This is a genomic window from Sphingobacterium sp. xlx-130 (assembly GCF_011007405.1).
Lineage (GTDB): Bacteria > Bacteroidota > Bacteroidia > Sphingobacteriales > Sphingobacteriaceae > Sphingobacterium > Sphingobacterium luzhongxinii.
The window spans coordinates 562,181-586,977 of the sequence record NZ_WFKN01000003.1; the positions used below are offsets into that span (position 1 = coordinate 562,181).

At 38.1% G+C, this 24,797-nt stretch carries 20 protein-coding genes; 10 read left to right on the forward strand and 10 right to left on the reverse strand.

The features are described 5' to 3' along the window. Positions 1–18: 18 nt before the first annotated feature. Positions 19–2,811 carry a hypothetical protein gene (locus tag G7B18_RS05790; RefSeq protein WP_164122182.1) on the forward strand — a complete coding sequence of 931 codons (2,793 nt, stop codon included), beginning with the start codon at positions 19–21 and terminating at the stop codon, positions 2,809–2,811. 85 nt (positions 2,812–2,896) lie between these two features. Further along, the gene (locus G7B18_RS05795; RefSeq protein ID WP_164112669.1) at positions 2,897–3,310 is read left to right on the forward strand and encodes a hypothetical protein; all 414 of its coding nucleotides are present in this window, start codon (positions 2,897–2,899) and stop codon (positions 3,308–3,310) included. Positions 3,311–3,316: 6 nt separating this feature from the next. Here the strand turns inward: G7B18_RS05795 and pssA are convergent, their stop codons facing one another. Both pssA and rho read right to left on the reverse strand, forming a co-directional pair. Beyond that, complete coding sequence (pssA, locus tag G7B18_RS05800; RefSeq protein ID WP_164112668.1) at positions 3,317–3,997, reverse strand: CDP-diacylglycerol--serine O-phosphatidyltransferase; 681 nt, start codon at positions 3,995–3,997, stop codon at positions 3,317–3,319. A 157-nt stretch (positions 3,998–4,154) separates the two neighbouring features. Further along, positions 4,155–5,657, reverse strand: coding sequence for a transcription termination factor Rho (gene rho, locus G7B18_RS05805; RefSeq protein WP_164112667.1), 1,503 nt, complete (start codon positions 5,655–5,657; stop codon positions 4,155–4,157). 520 nt (positions 5,658–6,177) lie between these two features. Here rho and G7B18_RS05810 point away from each other — a divergent pair. Both G7B18_RS05810 and G7B18_RS05815 read left to right on the forward strand, forming a co-directional pair. Continuing rightward, on the forward strand, positions 6,178–7,902 hold the full coding sequence (locus tag G7B18_RS05810; RefSeq protein WP_164112666.1) for a sugar MFS transporter: 1,725 nt from the start codon (positions 6,178–6,180) through the stop codon (positions 7,900–7,902). Positions 7,903–8,099: 197 nt separating this feature from the next. After that, positions 8,100–8,957 carry an N-acetylglucosamine kinase gene (locus G7B18_RS05815; RefSeq protein WP_164112665.1) on the forward strand — a complete coding sequence of 286 codons (858 nt, stop codon included), beginning with the start codon at positions 8,100–8,102 and terminating at the stop codon, positions 8,955–8,957. A 127-nt stretch (positions 8,958–9,084) separates the two neighbouring features. Here G7B18_RS05815 and G7B18_RS05820 read toward each other — a convergent pair whose 3' ends face one another. Both G7B18_RS05820 and G7B18_RS05825 read right to left on the reverse strand, forming a co-directional pair. Next, a complete protein-coding gene (locus G7B18_RS05820; RefSeq protein WP_240452778.1) occupies positions 9,085–9,783 on the reverse strand; it encodes a metal-dependent hydrolase in 699 nt (232 codons plus the stop codon). Between the two features lie 20 nt (positions 9,784–9,803). Continuing rightward, entirely contained in the window at positions 9,804–10,118 is a 315-nt protein-coding gene (locus G7B18_RS05825) for a YbaB/EbfC family nucleoid-associated protein (protein WP_164112740.1), read from the reverse strand. A 146-nt stretch (positions 10,119–10,264) separates the two neighbouring features. On the opposite strand from G7B18_RS05825, the gene G7B18_RS05830 reads away from it, so the two are divergent. Then, positions 10,265–10,747 carry an ABC transporter substrate-binding protein gene (locus G7B18_RS05830; RefSeq protein WP_164112664.1) on the forward strand — a complete coding sequence of 161 codons (483 nt, stop codon included), beginning with the start codon at positions 10,265–10,267 and terminating at the stop codon, positions 10,745–10,747. Between the two features lie 43 nt (positions 10,748–10,790). Here G7B18_RS05830 and G7B18_RS05835 read toward each other — a convergent pair whose 3' ends face one another. Further along, positions 10,791–11,615 (reverse strand): hypothetical protein, encoded by an 825-nt coding sequence (locus G7B18_RS05835; protein ID WP_164112663.1) that lies wholly within the window; start codon positions 11,613–11,615, stop codon positions 10,791–10,793. Between the two features lie 146 nt (positions 11,616–11,761). Between G7B18_RS05835 and G7B18_RS05840 the strand changes: the two genes are divergently transcribed. Further along, positions 11,762–12,346, forward strand: coding sequence for a thymidine kinase (locus G7B18_RS05840; protein ID WP_164112739.1), 585 nt, complete (start codon positions 11,762–11,764; stop codon positions 12,344–12,346). Between the two features lie 140 nt (positions 12,347–12,486). Here G7B18_RS05840 and G7B18_RS05845 read toward each other — a convergent pair whose 3' ends face one another. After that, positions 12,487–12,999, reverse strand: a complete 513-nt coding sequence (locus tag G7B18_RS05845) for a glutathione peroxidase (RefSeq protein WP_164112662.1) — start codon at positions 12,997–12,999, stop codon at positions 12,487–12,489. 24 nt (positions 13,000–13,023) lie between these two features. Next, positions 13,024–13,887 (reverse strand): N-acetylglucosamine kinase, encoded by an 864-nt coding sequence (locus tag G7B18_RS05850; protein ID WP_164122183.1) that lies wholly within the window; start codon positions 13,885–13,887, stop codon positions 13,024–13,026. Positions 13,888–14,070: 183 nt separating this feature from the next. Here G7B18_RS05850 and G7B18_RS05855 point away from each other — a divergent pair, with 183 nt between their 5' ends. Beyond that, a complete protein-coding gene (locus G7B18_RS05855) occupies positions 14,071–15,807 on the forward strand; it encodes a M61 family metallopeptidase (RefSeq protein WP_164112660.1) in 1,737 nt (578 codons plus the stop codon). A 155-nt stretch (positions 15,808–15,962) separates the two neighbouring features. On the opposite strand, the gene G7B18_RS05860 is transcribed toward G7B18_RS05855, so the two are convergent. Continuing rightward, complete coding sequence (locus G7B18_RS05860) at positions 15,963–16,466, reverse strand: hypothetical protein (RefSeq protein WP_240452779.1); 504 nt, start codon at positions 16,464–16,466, stop codon at positions 15,963–15,965. A gap of 276 nt (positions 16,467–16,742) precedes the next feature. On the opposite strand from G7B18_RS05860, the gene G7B18_RS05865 reads away from it, so the two are divergent. From G7B18_RS05865 to G7B18_RS05875, 3 genes are read left to right on the forward strand one after another with little or no spacing between them, the layout of a single operon-like run. Next, a complete protein-coding gene (locus G7B18_RS05865; protein WP_164122184.1) occupies positions 16,743–18,503 on the forward strand; it encodes an AMP-dependent synthetase/ligase in 1,761 nt (586 codons plus the stop codon). Further along, on the forward strand, positions 18,493–19,497 hold the full coding sequence (locus G7B18_RS05870) for a YihY/virulence factor BrkB family protein (RefSeq protein ID WP_164122185.1): 1,005 nt from the start codon (positions 18,493–18,495) through the stop codon (positions 19,495–19,497). Before G7B18_RS05865 ends, G7B18_RS05870 begins: the two co-directional genes overlap by 11 nt. Before the next feature lie 28 nt (positions 19,498–19,525). Next, a complete protein-coding gene (locus G7B18_RS05875) occupies positions 19,526–20,368 on the forward strand; it encodes a DMT family transporter (RefSeq protein WP_164122186.1) in 843 nt (280 codons plus the stop codon). Positions 20,369–20,399: 31 nt separating this feature from the next. Here the strand turns inward: G7B18_RS05875 and G7B18_RS05880 are convergent, their stop codons facing one another. Both G7B18_RS05880 and cls read right to left on the reverse strand, forming a co-directional pair. Further along, a complete protein-coding gene (locus G7B18_RS05880; protein WP_164122187.1) occupies positions 20,400–23,108 on the reverse strand; it encodes a carboxypeptidase regulatory-like domain-containing protein in 2,709 nt (902 codons plus the stop codon). Between the two features lie 127 nt (positions 23,109–23,235). After that, the gene (gene cls, locus G7B18_RS05885) at positions 23,236–24,714 is read right to left on the reverse strand and encodes a cardiolipin synthase (RefSeq protein WP_164112655.1); all 1,479 of its coding nucleotides are present in this window, start codon (positions 24,712–24,714) and stop codon (positions 23,236–23,238) included. Positions 24,715–24,797: the final 83 nt, after the last annotated feature.

A 24,797-nucleotide genomic window follows, 5' to 3' on the forward strand; every position in this document is an offset into this window, starting at 1 on the left:
ATTAAAATAACTTAATATATGAAAATCAAAACATTAACCACTATTATATTAACTATTAATTTCCATATATTATTCAGTCAGGTTTTCGATCAAAGTCAAGCCCATTTTAACGTAAAATGGATGCAAATAACCACGGATCAATTCCGTCTCATTTTCCCCAAAGAGTTTAGTTCTGCCGCACCACAACTAGTCCATAATCTAGAAAAATACATCAAAAAAACGTCTTCCGATTTACAAAGAAAATCGCGTTTTATAAATATTATTGTCCAGCAAAATCACATTCAGCAAAACGGATTCGTACAATTAGCTCCTCGAAAATCAGAACTCTACTCTACCCCATCTGCTGTAGCTGACAACCAAGAATGGTTACCGAATCTAGCATTGCATGAATCCAGACACATCGCCCAATTTGACAATTTGACAGGAAAAATAAGAGGTCCTTTTGGAGAACAATTAGCACTTGCACTATTCGGTTTAAACCTACCCAGCTGGTACTTTGAAGGCGATGCTGTCCTACAGGAAACACTATTTTCTGAAGGAGGAAGAGGTAGGTTATCGTCCTGGCAGATGCCTATACGGACAGATATTTTAACTGGTCGATCTTATGATTTTAACAAATATGTACATGGATCTTTTAAAGATATCGTACCTAGTTTTTATACAATAGGGTACTTTATGAACAGTGAAATTTATCAGAAAGACCCCTTAATTCAAGGCAAGATACACCATGAAATGAATGGAAAACTACTCCGTCCATTCAATTTTCAACGGAGTCTAAAGAAGATTTATGGACATAAAGCAAGTGATATTTTTGACTTAACCATGGTCAACTTAGGTCAAAAATGGGGTGTAGATTCCCTAGATCTTTACACAGACAACGTGCCTAAAAGAGACAAGTATCCCACGAGTTACCTACTCCCACAATACGGGAATGGCACTGTTTATGCACTACAAGATGGGCCTCAAAAAACAACAAGAATAGTCCAGGTTAACCAAGATTCAACTCAAAAAAACAAGACAATCCTAACGCTCGGCATGCAGATTATGCCCTATTTTAATCTACGTGATGAGCTTATCACCTGGGACGAATATCGTAAAGACGCAAGGTTTGAGAAGCAGACCTACAATGTAATTATGCTATATGATGTCCTCCGGAAAAAGAAAAAACAAATTAGCAAAAACAGTAGATATTACAGTCCCATTATAGCTCCAAATAAGAAAGAGATTCTTTGTATTGAGGTTAATCTTGCAAATCAAACGTCCCTAGTACGACTAGATATACCGTCCTCCAAAAAAGTAGATTCTCTCCTTTTACCTGTAGGCACACACCTTCAACAGCCTCAATTTAACGCTTCAGGAACTGAGGTCGTAGCGATAGCAGTCAGCGAAAAAGGAACAAATTTACTACACATCAACCTTCAGGATAAATCATTCAGCACACTTTTAGACTGGTCAAACATTCAAATAGAACGACCTATTTTCGATAAGGAGGACATTATATTCAAAGCCAATTATGGCAATAAAGACGATATATTCAGATGGAGCAAAGGATCTTTGACACGACTCACCAATAGTCGCTTCGGTGCCTTTAACCCATCTCTACAAGGAGACACACTATGGTATAATGACTATACATCACAAGGCTATCAGGTAAGTTCTTTGTCATTATCGCAAATCCAAGAGCTTCCAGTTAAAGTGGAACCCATAAAAGCCCTTTATAGCAAACAAGATTTAAGGCCACATACTGCCTCATCAGATGACGATAGCGACATAAGAGATTACGCCATAAAGGAATATAATACACTAAAAAACAGCATTAACTTCCATAGTCTTACACTTAGCGGCAACGATTTTGAGAGTTTTGACAATCTAAAGCCGGGTATCTTTTGGCTTTCCAATGACCTTCTCAATACTACAAACCTTAAACTTGGTTACGAATACGATACGGATATCCGAAAAAGTAGTTATTCCGCTTCCCTTACTTACCAAAAGTACTACCCAAAGATAACGTTATCGTATACCGATAAAGGACAGATCGGTGCCGCAAAAAGCAATAATTCACCCCCTATCCCCTTCGATTGGAGAGAGCGCGTTATGGCACTAGACATCAGTATTCCCTTTAGTAAATACCGGGGCAACACCATCTATTCTTATGGATTTAACTTTGGCACATCCTACCTAAAAAGATATCGTATCAGTCTACCTAATCTCCAAAACTTCAATGATGAGATTGCCTTTCCATTAAATTATCAAATTTACTTTAATAAAAATTCACGTCGTGCCATTATGGATATAACTCCACGATGGGGGCAAAACGTCAGTTTCACATTACGACATTTACCTTTTGAAAGCGCTCTTACGGGGACAGCTTGGTCCGTTCGGACAAATTTCTATTTTCCTGGAATCCTATTGAATCATAGTTTACAGCTCAGATATGCGATGCAATCCAATACTGGCAGATACACTTACACTCAAGACATCCCTATGATTGAGGGGTTTTCATTTGTACCGTATGAAACAATCAAAAACACACTACTATTTGACTACAGACTTCCGACAAGCTATCCAGACCTATCAATCGGACAATTTGCATACATCAAGAGAATCAGAGCACGCATTTCAGCCAATTACCAAAATATTCATCATACTCAGCTAGCGCCTAAATCAAACAGCCTCGGCATTGACATTGATTTCAACCTTTTTAAGTACACGTTACCGCTATTTACAGCTTCCGCCCGAATTACTTATATAAATGACACTAACGCACAAAAACAAGTATTTCCTGCATTCGGATTAAATTACAATTATTAATTCGCGAAGCAATTACAACTTAGACAAAACAAACATCAAATCAATTTGTTACGTATTATGCACACACGATCTCAGCAACAGAATTATGGCACTGATACCAAAAGAAACAGAACTTCAAGTGGGACTCATGGCAATTTTCGACACTCTTCTTCTTAAGAAGGGGTACGTAAAAAGCGAACTCGTACACATGAGAGAAGAGTTCAATATCGCTTGTGACAAGCACATACAAAATGGCTTTACATCTGATCAGGGATGGATAAAAGCCAACATCTGTCATCAGCACAAATTCATGGAATACGAAATGTACTGTCACCTGATTGACATCATCAACGACTTCAAAGACATTTACGGTCAATTTCCGGACTACCTAGAAATGCATCAAACACTCAATCAACTTATGATACAGCTTGCTGAAGAAGAAAAATATGAACTTGCAGCCATCACAAAGCTATGGGTCGATAAGATCGAAAACACAATACATGAACACACCTACTGTTAATTCCAGTTAAACCTCTTCCTTTTTTCCAAAATGAAGTAATGAAAACAGAATATACAACACGAATACAAGCGGTATTGCGCTAACCTTTAACAGCAAAATAATCAGAAAAGAAATTATCAGAAAAAGGTATTTAAATTTATTTTCCCGCCAACCTAGAGAATTCAATTTCATGGAAAAAAGACGAAGCTCTGACACCAAAAGTAAACTGGAAACTAATGTCAATCCCAACAGAAAATAAACATTTTCCATCAAGTCGGGATACTGTACCGCAAGAAAAGGTAAGGAAACAATCAAAAAAGTATTCATAGGAGTATTTACCCCGATAAAATCCGATATCTGACGTTCATCAATATTAAACTTTGCCAAGCGAAGAGCAGAAAATACGGTAATCAAAAAACCCAAATACGGAATATAGCTATCCGTCGTACCCTGCTGCAGTAACATATACATTATAGTCCCTGGAAGAAATCCAAAGCTGACTACATCCGCAAGAGAATCCAGCTCCTTACCTATTAACGACTTCACATGAAGCAGACGAGCTACCATGCCATCAAAAAAATCAAAAATACCGGAAGCCAAAACGCAATACAAAGCAAGTGTAAACTCTCCCTTCAAAACAAACAAAACACCTATACAACCACTAAAAAGGTTTAAACAAGTTATAGTATTCGGTATATATTTCTTCATAAGTAATCCGTCTCTTTTATAAAAAAAGCCATCTAAAATTAGATGGCTTAAAAATATCAAATTAATACGAAATATCCATAAAACACTAACTTCACAACACGAATAAAATCACTTTGGATATTCCATATAACAATTAAAAAACTATTTACATTTGAAATTACCCGTTCATACTAATTAAAAACTCTTCATTCGAACGAGTTCCTCTCAATTGTTGCAATAAAAATTCCATAGCCTCAGTCGAGTTCATATCAGACAAGTGGTTTCGGAGTACCCACAAGCGCTGTAAGGCTTCTTTATCCATCAATAGATCATCACGACGAGTACTGGATGCCGTCAAATCAATTGCTGGGAATAATCGCTTATTCGCCAACTTACGATCCAACTGAAGCTCCATATTACCTGTACCTTTAAACTCCTCAAAGATCACATCGTCCATCTTAGAACCCGTATCAGTCAAGGCAGTTGCTAAGATAGTAAGAGAACCGCCGTTTTCAATATTTCGGGCAGCTCCGAAAAAACGTTTAGGTTTGTGCAATGCATTCGCATCAACACCACCTGATAAAATCTTTCCTGAAGCCGGAGCTACCGTATTATAAGCACGCGCAAGTCGTGTAATAGAATCCAAAAGAATAACTACATCATGGCCACACTCAACCATACGTTTCGCTTTCTCCAACACAATATTTGCGATCTTCACATGTCTATCAGCAGGCTCATCAAATGTCGATGATACCACTTCTGCACGCACAGACCTAGCCATATCAGTCACCTCCTCAGGACGTTCATCAATCAATAAAATAATAAGATAAACCTCTGGGTGATTTTTAGCAATCGCATTCGCGACTTCTTTTAATAAGTTAGTTTTACCGGTTTTAGGTTGAGCTACGATCAGTCCACGCTGGCCTTTACCTATTGGGGTAAACAAATCCATAATTCGCGTTGAATAATTGTTTGTACCTAAATCTAAATTCAACTTCTCATCAGGAAATAAAGGTGTTAAGAAGTCAAATGGCACGCGGTCTCTTATCTCGGCAGGATTTTGGCCATTTATAGATTCAATTCTCACCAAAGGAAAGTACTTCTCACCTTCTTTTGGAGGACGGATGCACCCTCTTACATTATCACCGGTTTTAAGTCCAAACAACTTTATTTGAGACTGAGAAACGTAGATATCATCAGGAGAAGTCAAATAATTATAATCTGAAGAACGTAAGAAACCATAGCCATCAGGCATTATCTCCAATACGCCTTCGTTGACAATAACATTATCAAAATCAGTATTCGCTGAAGAAGCACTTTCTGCTTTCTTACTTTCAACAACTCTTTCTTGTTCCTGAGTCGTTGGTACCGATTCGTTTGAAGTAGACTCCGTTGTAAATAAAGTTGGAGCAGATTGATCATCTGCTTTATCTCTACGCACTACAGGAGACGCTTCTGTTTTCAGTGTTCGTGTACGACGACGAGGCTTGTCAGCGTCATCGGTATCGTCTTCATTTTTAGCAGCCGCAGGTTGAGATTCTGCAACTGGTTGTTGTGCAATTTCAGCAATCTTATCAATTAATTCTTGCTTACGAAGCTTTTCAACCTCTACAATGCCTAACACCTTCGCTATCTCGCGCAATTCCGACACGAGTTTTGAATTCAATTCGTTAATATTCATTAATGTTGAATTATGATTGTATTTCTTTGGATTTTAATAATTTGAAATTTAGCCTTAAAACTTAAAAAACATTTTAATTTAAGTTATTAAATTCAAAACGAAAAAAATATCACTTTCTTATTCTGAATCAGGATAAACTTGAGAATGCACAAAGAAAACCATAAGATTTGATATTTCAAAAAAAAAAATAAAAATCTACCTGAGCACAAGTACTTATTGCACATATAGATAACACAATGAATCCAACATATTTATTTTTTTTGTAAGTTTAGCCCTTGTAAGTACGCCTAAGCCAAATGAATTGGTCTTGCAATCATAGATAAAGCACAAACCGAGTGAAACGAGCTCATTTATAAAATGAAATCAAACACTCATAAAATAACTAAACACGTATAATATTACTCATGTATAGCGAAGCACAAACATCCATGCGTATTCCATATAACCATTAAAAACAAACCGAGTGAAACAAGCTCATTTATACAGAAGAAAACAAACACGCATAAATAATTAAACACATATGAATAATAATAAGGAAACAAATTATTCCGCCCTATACACCTTAATTGTTGTATTCTTCTTTTGGGGCTTCATTGCCGCTGGAAATAGTATTTTCATTCCATTCTGCAAAAACTACTTTCATCTAGACCAATTTCAATCCCAATTAATTGATTTTGCATTTTACAGCGCCTATTATGTCGGAGCGTTATTACTATTTATCTTTGGCACATTATCCGGGAAAGACATCGTCGGAAAATGGGGATATAAAAAAAGTATCGTCTATGGACTCCTTTTTTCCGCGCTGGGAGCTGCTGCAATGATTGTCGCAGTAGAAGTAAACCTATATTTCGGCATGTTAATCGGTCTATTTATTGTCGCCCTAGGTTTTTCACTACAGCAAACAGCTGCCAATCCATTTGCCGTATTATTAGGCGACCCCAAAACGGGAGCTTCTCGGGTCAATCTAGGTGGCGCGGTCAACTCCTTCGGGACGACGATTGGGCCATTAGTGATTGGCTATGCATTGTTCGGAACCTTTGAAACAATCTCAGACACCGAGATCTCAAACCTTCCTCTTAATAAAGTAATTTACCTATACATTGCAGTAGGATTACTATTTATTCTAGCCGCAGCATTATTTCATTTCTCCAAAAAGGTACCAGCAGGTATCAACAACGAACCTATGGAATCTGCTAATAAGGCTAAAAACACACTGATTACAATGACCGTGTTATTGGCCTGTATGTTTATCCCTGTATTCTTAAGTTATAAAAGCGATACTGCACTTCAAATTGTTGGATTACAGGATCAGATTAAAGCAACTTCCGACGCAGGAATAATACAAGAACTAAAAGCTCAAATTAAAGAAACAGGACATACGTTAGAATTAAACCGAATGGCTCTTCTGTTTGGTGCTCTTATCGTGGTGGTTGGTTCTTTACTATTCGCCTATAGCAAAGCAAACAAAGCACCTGAAGGTTGGGGAGCAATGAAATACCCACAATTGGTACTTGGGATGCTCGCCTTATTTATATATGTCGGTGTAGAAGTTGCAATTGGAAGTAACTTGGGTGAGCTGCTGACTTTAGAAGAATTCGGCAGTCTTCAATCATCAGAAATCACTCCCTATATCTCTATGTATTGGGGCGGAATGATGATTGGACGATGGGCTGGGGCTGTTACAGCATTCAATTTCGCACAATCCACCAAACAGATTCTAGTTGCTACCATCCCATTCGTAGCATTTGGAATTATCTTAACGGTTAACTCCATCGCAGGATTTGACATGTCACATCTGTATTTCTTTGCCATTTGTATTGCCGTACAAGTGATCGCATTTTTCGTAAGCAAGGAAAAACCTGTGCAGACTTTAATAATCTTCGGTACACTGGGCGTACTTTCCATGCTTATCGGACTTTTATCCTCAGGCACCGTAGCGATTTACGCTTTCCTTACAGGTGGACTCGCTTGTTCCATCATGTGGGGATCCATTTTCTCGCTTTCCATAGTTGGAATCGGTAAATACACCGAACAAGGTTCCGCATTTTTAGTTATGATGATACTAGGAGGAGGGATCATACCTCCGATACAGGGAAAGTTAGCCGACATTATCGGAATCCACAATTCTTATATCATCCCGTTGATAGGTTTTTCTTACATTATAGTTTTCGCAATCCTTGCAAAGCGCTTCCTTAAGAAACAAAACATAGATATTGACCAAGTCGATAGTGCCACAAGCCACTAAGACGAAAAACTAATTGTACTTTTTACACTAAGTTTTAAATAAAAAAAACGCTCTAAATAACTCAATAAGGGCGTTTTTTTTATTTAAGCCGCTTTTAAAGTAAAATATTACAATAGTTTATCATGGATATTTGTTAATAAAAATGTATCTTCGAAGTGCATATAAACATTTGAATCACTGGACTAAAACAAACTATAATGATCATTATTGCAGATGGAGGTTCAACCAAAACCAATTGGTGCCTATTAGACGATAATCAAAAAAAAATCTATTTTAACACAGAGGGCTATAATCCGTACTTCGTAGGAAGTGACTACATCGTAAACTCTTTAAAGAAAGGGTTGCCACAAGATCTTCCTCTAGACAAAATAAAAGAAGTAAATTATTACGGAGCAGGAGTACATAACGAAGAAAAAGCAAAAATTGTTGAGGACGCTTTTCGTGTATTGTTTCCTAACGCTAAAATTGAAATCGGACACGATTTATTGGCAGCAGCACGCGCTTTATTAGGCAAGGAAGCTGGCTTTGCAGCAATATTAGGAACAGGAACTAACAGCTGTATTTACGATGGCAATGAAATCACCCATAACATCAATTCCGCAGCTTATATCTTAGGAGATGAAGGTTCGGGATCTTACATTGGAAAGAAATTACTAACAGACTTTGTTCGTGATTTAATGCCAAGCGATGTATCAAAAGTATTTTTTGACACCTACAAGCTGACTCCCGATGAGATCATGGACAATGTGTACACGAAACCTCTTGCAAATCGCTTCTGTGCTAGTTTTAGTAAGTTCGTATACGACAACAACGTTAATATCGAGTATACCCGCAAAATTGTTGACGATTCTTTCGAAGCTTTCTTCGCAAACTTAGTAAGCAAATACCCTAACTATCAAAACTATACATTCAACTGCATCGGTTCTGTAGGTTATAATTTCAGAAATGTACTCGAAGAAAAAGCAACACAATACGGAATGAAAGTAGGTAAAATATTACGTTCACCTATTGACGACTTGGTAAAGTTTCATATTGAAAGATCACTGGTCAACTAAATAAGTCGTGTATTAAATAATATAAAAAGGAGTATTTTTCAATACTCCTTTTTTTCTGATACTGTATATTCTCAGTGGCTATCAAGAACCTTCATGCCCCACCAACTTGCGGATCATGAAAGTTCTATTATAAAGTTATAGTCTCTCCCAATGCAGGCAGATGCAACACAACTCCCTCTCTAGAAAACAGGTCCTGGGCCTCCATTACATTTATAGAAATCGGGGTGAAAGTATTGTAATGAATCCCTACAATCTGTTTACAATTAATAAACCTAGCGGCTTTGACCGCATCATACATATCCATTGTATAATACCCTCCTATCGGGAGAAAAGCCCAATCCAACTCAAGATCTTCTAACAATTTCATTTCCAATGTCAATGCCGTATCCCCTGCAAAATAGATCTTCTTATCACCTACAAAGAAAACAAATCCACAAGGAACGCCAGCATATTCTCCATCGGGGGTAGAGTTTGTATGTAGCGCATATACCATTTTCACCTTTCCAAAAGGAAGACTCAATGTACCTCCAAAATTAAACTCGATCACCTTATCCTCAGAAATTCCCTGCCTTCTCACCCAAGCTGCAGTCTCAACTATTGCAGATACAGTAGCATCACTATTTTTCTGGATCTCAAACATATCAGCTACGTGATCCTGGTGTGCATGGCTCAGAAAAATATAGGAAGGACGTAGCGTATTAATATCCACTCCGCTGGCCATAGGATTAAAAGATACAAATGGGTCCAACAGCACTTTTGTTCCATTAAAATCAAACTCTACACAAGATTGGCCTAAGTACCGGGCCGACACAGAATTATTACTCATATATTTAAATCCTCTAGATACTATTTATTAAAAAGATTGCCTAAACCACCCAATCCACCAAACATATCCTGAGTAGCAGCTTGCATTTCGGTTTGGCTCACATTTTCAGCCTGTGCCAAGGCCTTATTTAAAGCCACCAATAGCAAATCCTCAATTTGCTCCTTATCCCCTTCCTTAAAAAGCTCTTCACTGATCACGACCTCTTTAATTTCCTTATTTGCGGTTGCTACAACACGTACTTTACCTCCTTCAGCCTCAGCTGATACCGAGATATTATCCAACCTATCCTTAATCTCCTGCGCTTTTTGTTGCGCTTGAAACAACTTATCAAACATAATACTTATCTCTAATTCGAATTTTACATTATCTACCAATAAAAGTATCTTAACTACTTTTCACCACCAAAATACGAAATCAAGATTGTAGCGCAAAATAACAATCATAATTAGGTTTATACCATATACCTGCTTAAATTTGTAGTATGACAAAATACAATGAGATTATTGCTACACTAAAGCAAAAAGACAGCCAATTGGCTGAACATTGGGAAGAAGAAATTGATACGATCGTGCATAAGTTAAAATTCCTTCCTTCAGACGCCATTCCTTCCGTCTGTATAGTAGATCAAAGCAATGATTTTCAAATTGTCTATTCCTTAGACCTTCAAGAAAAGGTTAAAATTGCCGGAGGAAAATTAGTCTCAGATTTCGATAAGAACATAGGTATATTTATTATTCTTCAGAAGGATGAAAGTCTATACAGCATCGTCCCTTCTTTCATCCAGAAACAGCAAGACACCAAAGCAATCATAAACAATAACCTCTACGTAATACATAGCCCGCAATTCGACGCAAACGATGAGAACTACTTACAGGATATCGAGATACTTGCAGAAATCATTCAGTCTAAATATTTCATATTTGGACGGGATGTGCACGACTGGATCAAATTTGATTTAGTATAAAAATACAAAGGGCATTAAAAGACGCCCTTTATATTTTTATTATTTAGTTTGAGAACTTCTTTCTCAAAAGCACGTAAAACTTGTCCACACTCTGCGGTTTCTCTGCCCATCCATTTTTCAACGCATAGTTCGACTGCAAGAATGCATCCGCCTCTGCCAAATTATTAAACCTATTTAACAGTTCTAAAGCTTCACTGTATGCCAAACTATAACCATTAAATAAATCCTTGATAAACAATAATTTATCATTCAAGCTTACCGCAGTTCTTAAATCCGTAACGCGTTCCTGAGCAGTTGATGTCTGAAACTGCTGCGTGATATTGACACCCGCCTGCCGCTGCTGTTGGATTAACTCATTTATAGTCAATGGTCGTGCCGGCTGTTCAGCTATCGTTTCCGTCTCAATGATTAAAACTTTCTCTTCTTCAACCACTTCACGGACGATAGGTTGTTCTGGAGATGCACCTGCAATAGATTCTTCACTGTTCGACGGCCTTTCTTCTTTCCTTTCGAATTCACTAAAAAATCCCTCTTGCACATTTCCTACATCGATTTTCTCTTCGTTGACTCTCTGTGGAGCTTCCACAATTTCTTCATACACAGGTTGCTCATCTATTTTCGCGATAATATCCGAAGGAGGAGTAAACACAACAGCCGCAGGTTCATATTCAGCTTCCTTTATTAATCCTGATCCTACAAAATAGCCCAACGCCTTAACACGATTAGACAGGTAGTGTATATCACCTTCCAACAACGTCAGTTCTAAAGCATTGAGTTCTTCATTAGACTTTAATATTTCATACTTAGAATTAATATCAAACAGAAGGTTATCTATTTTCGCGAACAATTGATCTTTAGATTTTGCCATGGGTATCGTAAAATTTTATAATGAACACTACTATCCTACATCTTATATATACCAAAAATAAGATATAATTTCGATATTCGTGCAGTCGTAAGTAAGCTTTTGTGATATATTAACAAATCTTCAAAGGCATTTTTTAAAAATATATGATGTTATTTTCTGAACAATATTTTAATAGAAGAGAGGGGCAGGTCGGCAGTATAGAAGTTATTTGTGGATCTATGTTTTCCGGAAAAACAGAGGAATTAATCCGTCGAATGAGACGTGCGCAATTTGCTAAACTTCCAGTTGAAATATTCAAACCCAGTATCGATACCCGATATGGAGACAAAGAAGTCGTATCACATGATAGCAACAGTATTCCATCAACCCCAGTAAACCATTCTTCGGCAATCTTATTATTGAGTAGCGACACAAAGGTCGTCGGTATAGACGAAGCCCAGTTTTTTGATGAAGAACTTCCTTATGTATGCACACAACTGGCCAATAGAGGAGTACGTGTTATTGTAGCGGGATTAGACATGGATTTTCAAGGCAAACCCTTCGGACCAATCCCCGCTCTCCTTGCTATTGCAGAACACATCTCAAAAGTACATGCAGTATGTGTACGTTGTGGTGCTCCCGCAACATATTCACACCGCACGGCTGAAAGCGCTAACCTCGTATTATTGGGAGAAAAAGAAAACTACGAACCACTATGCAGGTATTGTTATCATATAGCAAATGACATTTAACACAAACTTAATTTTAAATAGCCATAAATATGCAGGGAGCACCTTACTTTTGTAGTGTACTTCAAAAAGATGAGTTTCATCAAAATTTAGGTTAAAAATTGGTTAGTTTAAAGCACTCTTGCCCATCAAGAGTGCTTTTTTTATAACTGTCCCGTCAACACCATATCCATCGGATTCACCTGAGAGCGGTAACGATGGATAAGCTTTCCGTTTTCGTCAACTAAAAACTTTTCAAAGTTCCATTTGATCGCTCCTGTAAAATCAGGATTAGGTTGCTCGGTCAAAAATTTAAACAACGGATGGATTTGATCTCCTTTTACCTCCACCTTTTCAGCCATCAAAAAACTAACGCCATAATTCTGCTCGCAAAATCCTTTGATATCATCATTAGATCCAGGTTCCTGATTCCCAAAATTATTTGCTGGAAAACCAATGATGACCAGTTTATCACCGTACAACTTATGGAGTTCCTGAAGATCCTTATATTGTTTTGTAAACCCACATTTCGAAGCTGTATTCACGATAAGCAACTTCTTCCCTTTAAATTCAGAAAATTCAATCTTCTTTCCATCAATAGAAGTAAAAGAAAAATCATAAATCGATGGTTGCGGTGCAATGATATTAAGCACCATTATTAATGCTACTGTAAACATAATCTTGTCTCCTTATTAAATGGATTAATAACCTATATTACTTGTTTCTCTTTGAATAATAAAATGAAAGATCTCCTCTATCGGAGAACGTAAAATCTTTCCAACCTGTACGCCGTGAAGATTACAGACAGCGTGAAGATGCATATCAAAAACATAGGCGATACTGCCTACAAAATTGCATTTATATTCCCAAAAATTGGGATAAGTCATGATATTAGTACGCACAAATTCATCAAACCCATCCGTAAGAAGCTTATCGATAAACGGATGTGACCTATTCTCCGACATAAAAGGAGTAAATGAAGCCAGAAAAGAGTTCGGTCTATCGCGTTGATAAACATTTTTGATAACAATATCCTTGGTTATGCGATACTTCGTTTCAAAAATCTTTGCTAGATCCCTCGGCATGGTCCCATACAGAAAACTAGTAATCAGACGCTTACCAAACCAAGCTCCAGACCCTTCGTCGCCCAACACATAACCGTTGCCATGAACACTAGGCAACAGATTTTCTCCGTCATAATAACTGATATCCGAACCAGTACCCACGGTAGCAACCAACCCCTTTCCCATACCGCAAGTTGCAAACGCAGCCCCCAGCAAATCAGATTCAACAGCGATAAAAGCTTGGGGAAAAAGTAAGGTCAACGCATTAGAAACGATCTCTCTTCGGTCAGGAGTGATACAACCTGCCCCAAAAAAGTATACTTCTTTAACTTCTTCAATATACGGTATAATTTCAGGAACATCTTTTAAAACTCTCTCAATCTCCTTTTCATTGACGAAAAAGGGGTTAAGACCTTTTGTTTTAAAAAATAAGGGTTTACTATCGGGCACATTCAACATCCAGTCCGAACTCGAAGATCCACTATCAGCGACTAAAATCATTCTTTTTACTTAACAAATAACAATTCTTTTGTATGTCAAACTTAGATAAAATGCTTTGCATTCGCCAGTATCAAAACAAAAAATAACTTTAAAATACACCTTTTTATATCTCCGATATAATTTTGAACTCCACTTCATTAGCCCTACCTTTGATTTTGGTTTCAAAACAAGAACACACATCATATGTACCCGTCAATCCATTTTACACTCTCATTCAGCGAACCACAAGCACATTATGTAGAAGTACAGATGCACGTTAAGGGATTTTCCTCTGTTCATCACCTTGACATCAAAATGCCGGTATGGGCACCAGGATCTTATTTAATCCGGGAATATCCTAAAAATGTAGAACGTTTTTCAGCAACTTCGTTAAATGGACAAGACCTCGCAGCATATAAAACAAGTAAAAATACATGGAGAATAGAACACCAAGGTACAGATGTAGTTATAAAATATGCCGTGTACGCTTTCGAAACCTCTGTTAGGACTAGTCATATTGACTATTCTCATGCCTTTTTAAGTCCAGTAGGTGTGTTCATGTACGTTGACGGACACTTGGATCTTTCCGCCAAGGTAACCATCGAAATGCCTACCCACTGGCACAAAGTATCGACAGGACTTGAACCAACAAACAATGCAAAAGAATACAGCGCTGTTAACTTCGATATTCTATACGATAGTCCAATAGAAATTGGCAATCAAGATGTTTGGTCCTTCGAAGTAGAAGGTGTCCCACATGAGTTTGCAATGGTTGGAACCGCCGATTACGATAAGGAACAACTGACCGAAGACATAACAAAAATTATAAGTGAAGAAAATCGGATTTGGGGTTCTAATCCCAATTCGCATTACACATTCATTACCCACAATTATCAAAGTTCTACAGGAGGATTAGAGCATCTTAATTCTACTGTTCTTGCAGCATCCAGATTTGCTTACAGTCAGCCCAGCACCTACAAAAACTATTTAAGCCTTGTTGCTCACGAGTACTTCCATCTTTGGAATGTAAAGCGACTACGTCCCAGAGCATTAGGTCCATTTGATTATGAACAGGAAAATTACACCACAGCCTTGTGGATAATGGAAGGTTTTACAGCTTATTACGACAACCTGATTATACGTAGATGTGGTTTCTTTGATGAAAAAGAATATCTTCAACAGTTGGCCATAGACTTCAACACCGTATACAACCGTCCTGGGTATAAATTACAGAGTGCAGCGATGTCAAGTTTTGACACTTGGATTAAGCAGTATAGACCTGACGAGAACTCGCAAAACAGCAGCATATCCTATTATAACAAGGGGGCTATGTTAGCTGCAGCACTCGACATCCAGATTATCTCAGAGACACAGGGCAAACATAGACTAGATGATGTTCTTAAAGCTGCCTATCAGCAGTTCTATATTATAGAGAACCGTGGTTTTGAAGAAGATGAATTCCAGGAATTGGCACAAAATATCACCGGAGTAGATCTAAACGACATCTTTCTAGCCGCACATGGCTTATATGAGTTGGATTACAACCTCTATTTTAAAAAGGTAGGCTACCAATTAGTCGATCACAACGCGGGACAGCAAAGTGTGACACTAGGCGTAAAAACAGTTATCTCAGACAATCGAATCATTGTCAAACAGGTCGACCGCAACTCTGGCGCGTGGGTAGCCGGCCTTAACGTTGAAGACGAACTTATCGCAGTCAACGGCTATCGACTAGAATCACAAGGAAAAGCAATGGACTTTATACTTTCCCGGGCCAAAGATGGTGACCAATTGACCGTATTGATTGCGCGGGATGGTTTGATCAGTACATTGGAAATTCCAGTCCATTTATCAGATAAAAAAGCATACAGCATAGAAGCAGACCCCAATGCAGATCCTGCGGCTAAAACATTAGGTACTACATGGCTGGCTAAAAATTAACCCATCATCGTCATCTCTACCGAAGCGGAGAATCCGCCAGTTGGCGGACTCTCGAAACGAAAATCTAAAAACAAAGGCTAGTCCTTAATAGTTGATAGATACCTCCACAAGGTCAGTATGACGTTGATAGAAGGCTTTTCCCCTAATATCAATCTTTAAAATTTGTAACGGATAGAAAAACCAAAAGGGTCAATCAAACGAATACTTGATTCTTGAATAAAATCAAAATAAGGTTTAACATCCAAAGAAATAGACAAAGGGGTTGTAGGAATACTATATTCCACCCCAATAATACCATCCACACTCAAGGCGATCTCTGATTTTTTATCAAAACGATTACCGTTAGCATCTGTATAAGCTTTGTACGTATAGCTTCCTACACTACCACCAAAACCATAGTACCAAGAGAAAGCACCAGACAACGGTTTATGAAATTCATAAAGACCTACCACTCGAAAACGATTAGATCTAGAGTTACTTTGAATACTCATAATTCCTTCCACAGCCCGATCTTCCGATAATGTATATCGGTAATTAATACCAGTTGCAGAGCCAAATCTAGCTCCCAAAGCATGTTGACTATCCAGTTGAGCAAAACCATCTTTACCAACAAAAAGTAAAGCCACTACGAAAAAAAAACTACGTAAAATGTTATTCATATTAATATTATATCCCGATAAACTCCAAAATTAAAACAATTCCTTTGTAAAAAAAACCAAATGGTAAAGCGATTTTCCGCAAACTATATCCGGCCCCAACCTACCAACACCTCAGCTTAGGTATTATAACATATAACGCACAAAAAAAAGAATAGGTATATACCATTCAACTCTTTTTTACATTTTTTGATTTCAATTGTTCAGCCCTATTGACTATATTTATAGAAGCCACAGATATGGTTCGTACCATTTGTAAATTTCCAAATCAAGAATATTATGAGCAGTGCAACAAGATTATTTGATTATCTAAAAAACAATCACCCAACAGCAGGCCGTGAGCTCTTATTAGCAAAGAGACAAACTAACGGTTGGAAAGAGTACGATAAGAAAGAAATAATAGACCTTGTCGACAATCTAAGCAAAGGAATGCTCGTCAAAGGACTGAAAAAAGGAGACCGTGTTGCACTGATGTCTGGTAACAGACCAGAATGGAATCTCGTGGACTTTGCTTGTAATCAAATTGGCATTGCACTGGTCCCCCTCTATCCCACACTTTCTGCCCAAGACCTTACGTACATATTGAACGATGCCGATGTAAAGCTACTTTTTGTCAGTAATGAAGACCTAACCCATAAGGCGAAAAAAGTAACTCAGGACAATAATTTAAACATCGACCTGTATACCTTTGAACAAATAACGTCTTACAAGAACTTCAATGAGCTAATTGAAGAGGGTAAAAAACAAACTATTGACCTAACAAGCTACAATGATGCCGTAACCACCGATGATCTGCTGACACTCATTTACACATCAGGAACGACAGGCAAACCGAAAGGTGTCTGTCTGACGCACAAAAATGTCATCAGCAACGTAGAAGCCAGTAGACACCTACTTACTGATGACATTAATAAAGCACTTAGCTTTCTGCCTTTGTGCCATATTTTCGAACGGATGGTTGTCTATATGTACTTTTCCAAAAATGTCCATATCTACTATGCCGAGAATCTCGACAATATTGTCGTAGATATCAACGATGTAAAACCAGAGGTCTTCACCACTGTTCCACGTGTTTTAGAAAAAGTTTACGACAAAATCATCGAAAAAGGAAAAGCACTTACCGGTATTAAGAAATCACTTTTCTTTTGGGCTGTCAATCTAGGACATCAATACAAAGAACCTGCTTTAAATTCTGCCTTTTACAACTTTAAATTAGGTATAGCCCGAAAACTAATTTTTTCTAAATGGCAAGAAGCACTCGGAGGACGCATACGCTTTATTATTTCTGGGGGGGCAGCACTTCAGGAAAGATTAGCCCGTGTATTTTGGGCTGCTGGTATCAAAGTACTTGAAGGATATGGCCTCACCGAAACTTCGCCTGTTATTGCAGTCAACTCTTGGGATCCAAAAGATGTTAAATTTGGTTCTGTAGGCCGGGTGCTAAAGAACCTAGATGTCAAAATAGCAGAAGACGGAGAGATTTTAGTCAAGGGGCCCTCTATATCTTCTGGATACTACAAAAATGAAGAGGCCACCAAGGAAGCAATCGACGCCCAGAATTATTTCCATACCGGCGACATTGGCGAACTGACTCCGGATGGCTTCCTTAGGATTACCGATCGTAAAAAAGAAATGTTTAAAACCGCTGGAGGCAAATATGTTGCGCCTCAAGTATTGGAAAACAAGCTTATGGAATCTACTTTAATAGCCCAGGTAATGGTCATCGGCGAAAATCAACGCTTTCCCTCAGCTTTGATTGTACCTGCTTTCGAAGAACTGGAAAAATACTGCAAATTTAAAGGAATCCCATTCGAATCCAGAGAAAAAATCCTTGAAAATAAACAGATTTTAGAAAAGTATCAGCAAGAAGTTAATAAAGCAAATGTTAACTTTGGACATTGGGAGCAAATCAAGAAGTTCGTATTGCTACCCAAAGAGTGGACCATAGACAACGGTGAACTTACGCCAAAACTATCCTTAAAAAGAAAGGTCATCCTCCAGAAGTTTGAGACAACGATTAAAGGCATTTATGCAGCATAGTAAAGTAAAGGAAAAAGAATCAGTAATTCAGAAGATAAAGAGTTTTGGCCGCCTACTCGTTGATGCAGGAAACGGCTTTATAGAAGACAATTGTATGAAGCTCAGCGCTTCTCTAGCCTACTATACCGTTTTCTCCATTGGCCCACTGTTGATTATACTCGTGTGGGCCCTGGGATTTCTGTATGGCAGCCATTTAGAAGGGCCAGACGGCGCACGCGACACAGTAATGTCCGAATTAACCGAACTATTCGGTCCTGAAATATCTAAACTGTTGGAAAGCGCTATACAGAAGATCTCTTTTGAAAATAAATCCCACATTGGTCTTATTATAGGTTTTTCTACCTTAATCATCACCTCTACCACCATCTTTGTCGATATACAAAACTCCATTAATACCATATGGAAAGTTAAAGCAAAACCAAGAAAAGGTTGGATAAAACTGATTATCAACCGTCTAATATCCTTTTCCATGATACTTGGACTTAGTTTTCTCCTCATTGCATCCTTACTGATCAGTAGTGTCATTGGTATCTTGAGTAAGAATATAGAACGTATACTTGGTGGTTGGAATATAGAGCTTTGGGGATTAATTAATTCAGGGATAACCTTTGTCATCATAGCTGTATTGTTTGGATTCATCTTTGCATTCCTCCCAGATGCCAAGGTTCGCTTCCGTGATATAGTGGGAGGTTCTATTTTTACGACCGTTTTATTCATGATAGGCAAGTATGGCATTTCCTTATACCTATCTGTCAGCGCCACGGCTACTGCCTATGGCGCAGCAGGATCGATGATCATTCTTTTAGCATGGGTATATTACTCTGCTGCCATTTTATATTACGGTGCTGAATTCACCAAGGAGTATGCTATTAAATATGGCAAAGGGATATCCCCCTCTTCCTTTGCAGTGTTGGTAAAACAAACTGAATTGGAGATAGATCCCCAAACCGGAACACGTGAATTGGTAAAAAAACATAATAATCCAGTACAATAAGCCAGTGCAAGACAAAAGTGTTCAACACATGCTTTTAGCGGGATTTTTCTTTGCTATTATGAATGTATGTGTCAAATATGTATCACATCTTCCAACATTGGAAGTCGTCTTCTTTCGTTCAGTTTTCAGCCTTTGTGTTACCTATTATTTACTACGTAAAAACAACATTCCTCCGCTAGGTAAAAACAAAGTAACACTAACACTACGGGGTATAGCGGGCTGTCTCGGCTTGATCGGTTCCTTCTACACCTTACAACATATCCCCTTAGCCTCAGCAGTGACGATCAACTACCTATCCCCTTTCTTTACAGCGATATTAGGAATATTTATTGTCAGACAAAAAGTAAGAGCCCTACAGTTTTTATATTTTTCAATCTCTATAGCCGGTGTCATCCTATTAAAAGGATTTGACATCAGGATCAACACATTAGATCTAATCATCGGATTAAGCTCCGCCTTTTTTGCAGGCCTTGCTTATAATATGATCGCCAAAGCCAAAAACGATGAACATCCCCTCGTCATCATCTTCTATTTTCCTTTATTGACTATACCAGTAGCCGGGATATACTCCCTTTACAATTGGGTCACCCCAATAGCATTAGACTGGATTTACCTCTTATTCATTGGGATCTTTTCCCAATTGGCACAATATTACATGACATTATCCTATCAAACAGCAAATCTGGCAAAAGTAGCAAGTCTAAATTACTTAGGTGTAATTTATGCTTTAGGTTTTGGTTACATTCTCTTCGATGAAAGTTTTAATACCATGAGTTTTATTGCTATTCTCGTTATATTGACCGGCGTATTTCTTAATCTTTTTGATCAAAAAATCTTAATGAAGATACGGCCTATTAAACTGCAAAAATAAGGGGGCTTATTTGTTGTAAGCCCCTTATTTTTTACTTCACATTATAATGGTAGACAGTTCGACCGATTCTGCCGGCATTATCAATACCCTCTACCACAACTTTATATTTTCCATTACCATCTGCATTGAAATAATCCAAACTAATAGTTCCCTTCTCATCCAATAACACGTCTGGATTCCAATAAACCGTAGTTCGGTAATCATTTGTTGATTTACTTTGGTCCGTATCATACCTCGGCGTATAGAACTTACGTTCTTTAATATAGCCTAGTGGATAGAGATCAACAACATTAGATTTAGGTAATAAAGCCTCGATTTGTGCCATTGTCATACGTGGGCCCTTAGGCTTTTCTTTCTTGGTAATAATTGATACGACACCGTCATTCTGATACAATCTACTTACTGTACCCAAATCGTCGCGATTGAATATTTCAATCGCCTCGATCTCCATAGGTACTATGGAGTTCAATGTATTTTCATCAATAGGCATCCCGTTTAAAAAAAACTGTACGGGCACCCTACTGCCCTGATTATAATTTCGCGTCAAATAATATTTTAACGTTTGACTGTCGTAAGTAACCCCCGTCAACAAGGTATTCAAACACATTGTCAGCATATTACAACCATTTAAACGATCTCCTTCGATACGATGATCAGCCATAGATAATCCCGATAATGCCGAAAACTCTTTACTCGTGCGCACCTCTTTACGCGAAGCCGTTACTGTAACCTCATCAATAAGGTTAGATGTCCTGAATTCATTCTTACTGTTTGCAAGATAATCCACCATCTGTTTATCGATATTTAAGATATCATTTGCTTTATAAGGATTATTACTATCTATTTCTGGATAGAAAGACTGATCCAGATTGATCACCAAATTGCGATAATTGTCATTACTCCGAGCATTAATGGTCACTTTCACCGAATCAGGAAAATTTAAATCTTGAAATGCAAAACGGCCATCCTTGTCCGTATAGGTATCTTTTCGCAGAGCCCGTGCAGGAATAGAAAGCAACAATCCTCCATTAGGATAGGGCTTTCCAGTATTCAAGCGCAATGTTCCTGCTAATGTTATCCCCTGTTCTGGCATAAAGTTAACAGGAGGATATTTCTCTGCAACCAGTTCATCATAACTAAACCGACGAAATCCTTGCGTCATCAACAAGGCATCTAAGGCCTGCTTTCTATTGGAGACTTCTGGATCAAAATAATAGCCAGGTTTTTCAACAAATCCAGTCAAATCTGATGTCAATAATAGGCTACTTAGTATACCATTTTCTTGATGATCATCAAATGGCACTTTAGATTCATCAATAACGGCTACCGACAAAGAACTCAACAATTTTTCCGATGTACCATTACTGATATCCAACTTAACGTGCTCTTTTTTAGTATAACTTGCCTTATTAGACTTAACTTGAATCGTTAAGTTTTCAGCCAAATCATAAAACACCAAACGCTCACTCAGCGCTTTACCAGCTGGGCTCATCAACGTAAACTGAATAATACCATTAGGCAACTCTTTCACTGGAACAGACAACGCCAAGCTCGAGTTTTTCATCGTCGCCTGTGCGCCATAAATCAGCTGGCCATTCATCTGTCCAAAAATATAAAAAGGTTGATTTGCAATCTTTGAAAAATAGCTCTCACTAGCTACCAAGCCTACTTGTACCGCCTCTGCATCTATTTTTGAAATCACAACATTAATACCATCAGCTTTAACCGCAGGCAGGTCAAAAGATCTTTCCGTCCCACCTTCCGGTGTAACCAAGGCTTTATATTGCTCCCCCGCAAGAGGCAATAAGTTAAAATACCCCATCCCCAATCCAAGATCAGCAAATTCTACCACCACCTTCTTTTTGCTATCGACGATCTTACCGCTTAACTTCACCCCTTTACCATTGGTACCTAAAGCCTTAAAAGCTACATTTTTAGCTACTCCTTCCAAAAGATCCCCTCCCTCCGGAAAAAACTGCACATCTATTGCATCGGCCAAAGCATTCTTTAAAGGAAAGTCTCCCACCATAGATGACTCGCCCTCTACTTTGACAATCAAACGTCCCTTTTTCAACATTTCCTTGTCTTTTGATGAGAATGACAGAGTCACCCTTCCCATATCATCTGTTTCAGACTTCCCTTTATCAAACGGATCCCAACCATCAATCGCTTCCCAGGTCACCTTCTTCTTGCTCAACAATGCGCCTTTAGAATCCCTAAATTGAATAGTAGCTTTGGTCTTATTACCATCAGGGGTGTAGGTAATCTCTGTTCCCAATTTCTTATTTATAGCATCTCCTACGGTGACAACTTTATTGAAAAAGTAATTGACATCAAAATTCATCATCCATTTAGTATATCCTCTAATTCGATAATTATCCTGCTTTATAACCTGCGGATCAAGAACAAAATACCCTGCTCCACTATTATTCTTTAAAGGGATACGAAGGGTTTGAATCAAAGAATCTCTTCCATTAATCACATCCACATAAGCAATTTTACTCGGATCATAGGCAATCTGATTATGGTATAAATACGTTTTAAACCATAAGGTATCCCCCACAGCATAGTAAGGTTTATCAAAGTGTAAATGTACTTTTTCTAAGGGATATACCCCAAAGTACTTCTGTACACGCTCTACAACAGTGTTAATAGGTATTTTAGGCACTTCTTGCGCCTGCACCGCTTGAACAAATAAAAACAATAGAAATAAGGAATAAATAAGGTGTGTCTTTTTCATTTAATTAAGTTCTGTTAAACCGACTTACGGCATCATTAAAACAGGTATTCAGCTAAAGATAAAAAAATTAAATTCTATCTACTTCAAAACACCTAATTAAGCGCTTAATTTAACACATTTTTAGGTCTTATAATAGTGGCGCCATTAAGCGACATATCGAATCAGCCCCTCGTTTCCAGCGTGGACGATTTTTCCAATCTTCCAAAGTTAAAACCACACAGTCCCGCTTGTCCAGATCAAATTGTTGCTCACTTCGTAAACATAGTGAGGAGTCCGAAACGACAGCTGCAATTTCATAGTTAATATAGAAACTGCGTATATCCAGATTCACAGTCCCAATAAAAGTTAACTTTCCATCCACTGTCATCGTCTTGGCATGTAGAAAACCTTTTTGGTATAGAAGTACCTCTACACCTCTTTCCAATAGCGGTTTTAAAAAGGAAAACGAAGCATGTTGTACGAAATAGGAATCAGAGGTAGCCGGTATCATTAACTCCACCTTCACACCTGATGCCGCCGCTATAATGAGGGCCCGTTCTAATTCCTCACTCGGGATATAATAAGGTGTACAAAGCCGTACATGTTGATTCGCTTCACCAATAGCAATCAGCATAGCTTCCATGTTAAATGGACCTACAGAAGCTGGATCACTCGACACAAATCCGACTCCCGCTTCACCACTTTCCTCCCTATTCTTTCGTATCATATGCAGATACCCCTCTTCTAATAAAAAGGGAGCGCCATCCGTTTGATTCCAGGAACTCCAGAAATTTATCTGAAGCATATTAATTGCCAATCCCTCTATGCGAAGTGAAATATCCCGCCAATAAGTAGCCTTTCTATTGGCAGAAGTATTACTATATCTATCCGAAATATTGATACCACCGACGTAACCAACCACCCCATCTATCACTACGATTTTTCGGTGATTACGATAATTTGAATTAGCTAGAGAGGTAAATGTCACAGGAAGAAACGCATGGAAATCAATACCAGTGTTTTTATTCCGGCGCATATATTTAATCAAATCAGGCGAACCGAAGCTATCTACAATCAATCTAACCACAACACCTTCCGATGCCTTTTCCTCCAGGATATTCAAAATTTCGAGCCCCACATGATCAGGCTGAAAAATATAATACTCCATATGAATAGAATGCTTCGCCTGTCTTAAATCAACTTTCAAAGCTTCAAATTTTTCCTCCCCGTTAACCAAAAGCCGCACATCATTGTTCAATGTGGGAGATGACAACCGTTCTCGCTTCATCAATCGAAACACTTTAGATAAATCACCTATTTCATCATGAATATTCTGAATAAAAGATTCAATTACCGGATCCAACAATTCCCACTGCTTTTCTAAACGTCGTGCCTGCTGTTTATTAATTTTCTTTATTTTCTGAACTTTAACAAATTTTTGTCCGAAAAAATAATACAGAATAAGTCCCAAAAACGGAATGAATATAATGACGAGAATCCAAGCGATGGTTTTACTGGGATTTCGGTTTTCAATCAGAATAGCACTGATCACTCCGGTATAAAGTACCAATAGCGGAACCCAATACCAACTTAAAGCAAAATCAATAAATGGCTTTAACCCTTCCATATGCTGGATATTTGTATTTATAACTGAAATATAACAATTATTAAAAGTCTTACCAAAAAACAAAAGCCTATGGTCGACGACCA

Coding starts and splice junctions, on each gene's coding strand:
- pssA (WP_164112668.1), bottom strand. CDS start 3,997: ATGAAGAAATATATACCGAATACTATAACTTGTTTAAACCTTTTTAGT.
- G7B18_RS05855 (WP_164112660.1), top strand. CDS start 14,071: ATGTACCCGTCAATCCATTTTACACTCTCATTCAGCGAACCACAAGCA.
- G7B18_RS05825 (WP_164112740.1), bottom strand. CDS start 10,118: ATGTTTGATAAGTTGTTTCAAGCGCAACAAAAAGCGCAGGAGATTAAG.
- G7B18_RS05875 (WP_164122186.1), top strand. CDS start 19,526: ATGCTTTTAGCGGGATTTTTCTTTGCTATTATGAATGTATGTGTCAAA.
- G7B18_RS05810 (WP_164112666.1), top strand. CDS start 6,178: ATGAATAATAATAAGGAAACAAATTATTCCGCCCTATACACCTTAATT.
- G7B18_RS05815 (WP_164112665.1), top strand. CDS start 8,100: ATGATCATTATTGCAGATGGAGGTTCAACCAAAACCAATTGGTGCCTA.
- G7B18_RS05860 (WP_240452779.1), bottom strand. CDS start 16,466: ATGAATAACATTTTACGTAGTTTTTTTTTCGTAGTGGCTTTACTTTTT.
- G7B18_RS05790 (WP_164122182.1), top strand. CDS start 19: ATGAAAATCAAAACATTAACCACTATTATATTAACTATTAATTTCCAT.
- G7B18_RS05795 (WP_164112669.1), top strand. CDS start 2,897: ATGGCACTGATACCAAAAGAAACAGAACTTCAAGTGGGACTCATGGCA.
- G7B18_RS05880 (WP_164122187.1), bottom strand. CDS start 23,108: ATGAAAAAGACACACCTTATTTATTCCTTATTTCTATTGTTTTTATTT.
- rho (WP_164112667.1), bottom strand. CDS start 5,657: ATGAATATTAACGAATTGAATTCAAAACTCGTGTCGGAATTGCGCGAG.
- G7B18_RS05865 (WP_164122184.1), top strand. CDS start 16,743: ATGAGCAGTGCAACAAGATTATTTGATTATCTAAAAAACAATCACCCA.
- G7B18_RS05820 (WP_240452778.1), bottom strand. CDS start 9,783: ATGAGTAATAATTCTGTGTCGGCCCGGTACTTAGGCCAATCTTGTGTA.
- G7B18_RS05840 (WP_164112739.1), top strand. CDS start 11,762: ATGTTATTTTCTGAACAATATTTTAATAGAAGAGAGGGGCAGGTCGGC.
- G7B18_RS05845 (WP_164112662.1), bottom strand. CDS start 12,999: ATGTTTACAGTAGCATTAATAATGGTGCTTAATATCATTGCACCGCAA.
- cls (WP_164112655.1), bottom strand. CDS start 24,714: ATGGAAGGGTTAAAGCCATTTATTGATTTTGCTTTAAGTTGGTATTGG.
- G7B18_RS05835 (WP_164112663.1), bottom strand. CDS start 11,615: ATGGCAAAATCTAAAGATCAATTGTTCGCGAAAATAGATAACCTTCTG.
- G7B18_RS05850 (WP_164122183.1), bottom strand. CDS start 13,887: ATGATTTTAGTCGCTGATAGTGGATCTTCGAGTTCGGACTGGATGTTG.
- G7B18_RS05870 (WP_164122185.1), top strand. CDS start 18,493: ATGCAGCATAGTAAAGTAAAGGAAAAAGAATCAGTAATTCAGAAGATA.
- G7B18_RS05830 (WP_164112664.1), top strand. CDS start 10,265: ATGACAAAATACAATGAGATTATTGCTACACTAAAGCAAAAAGACAGC.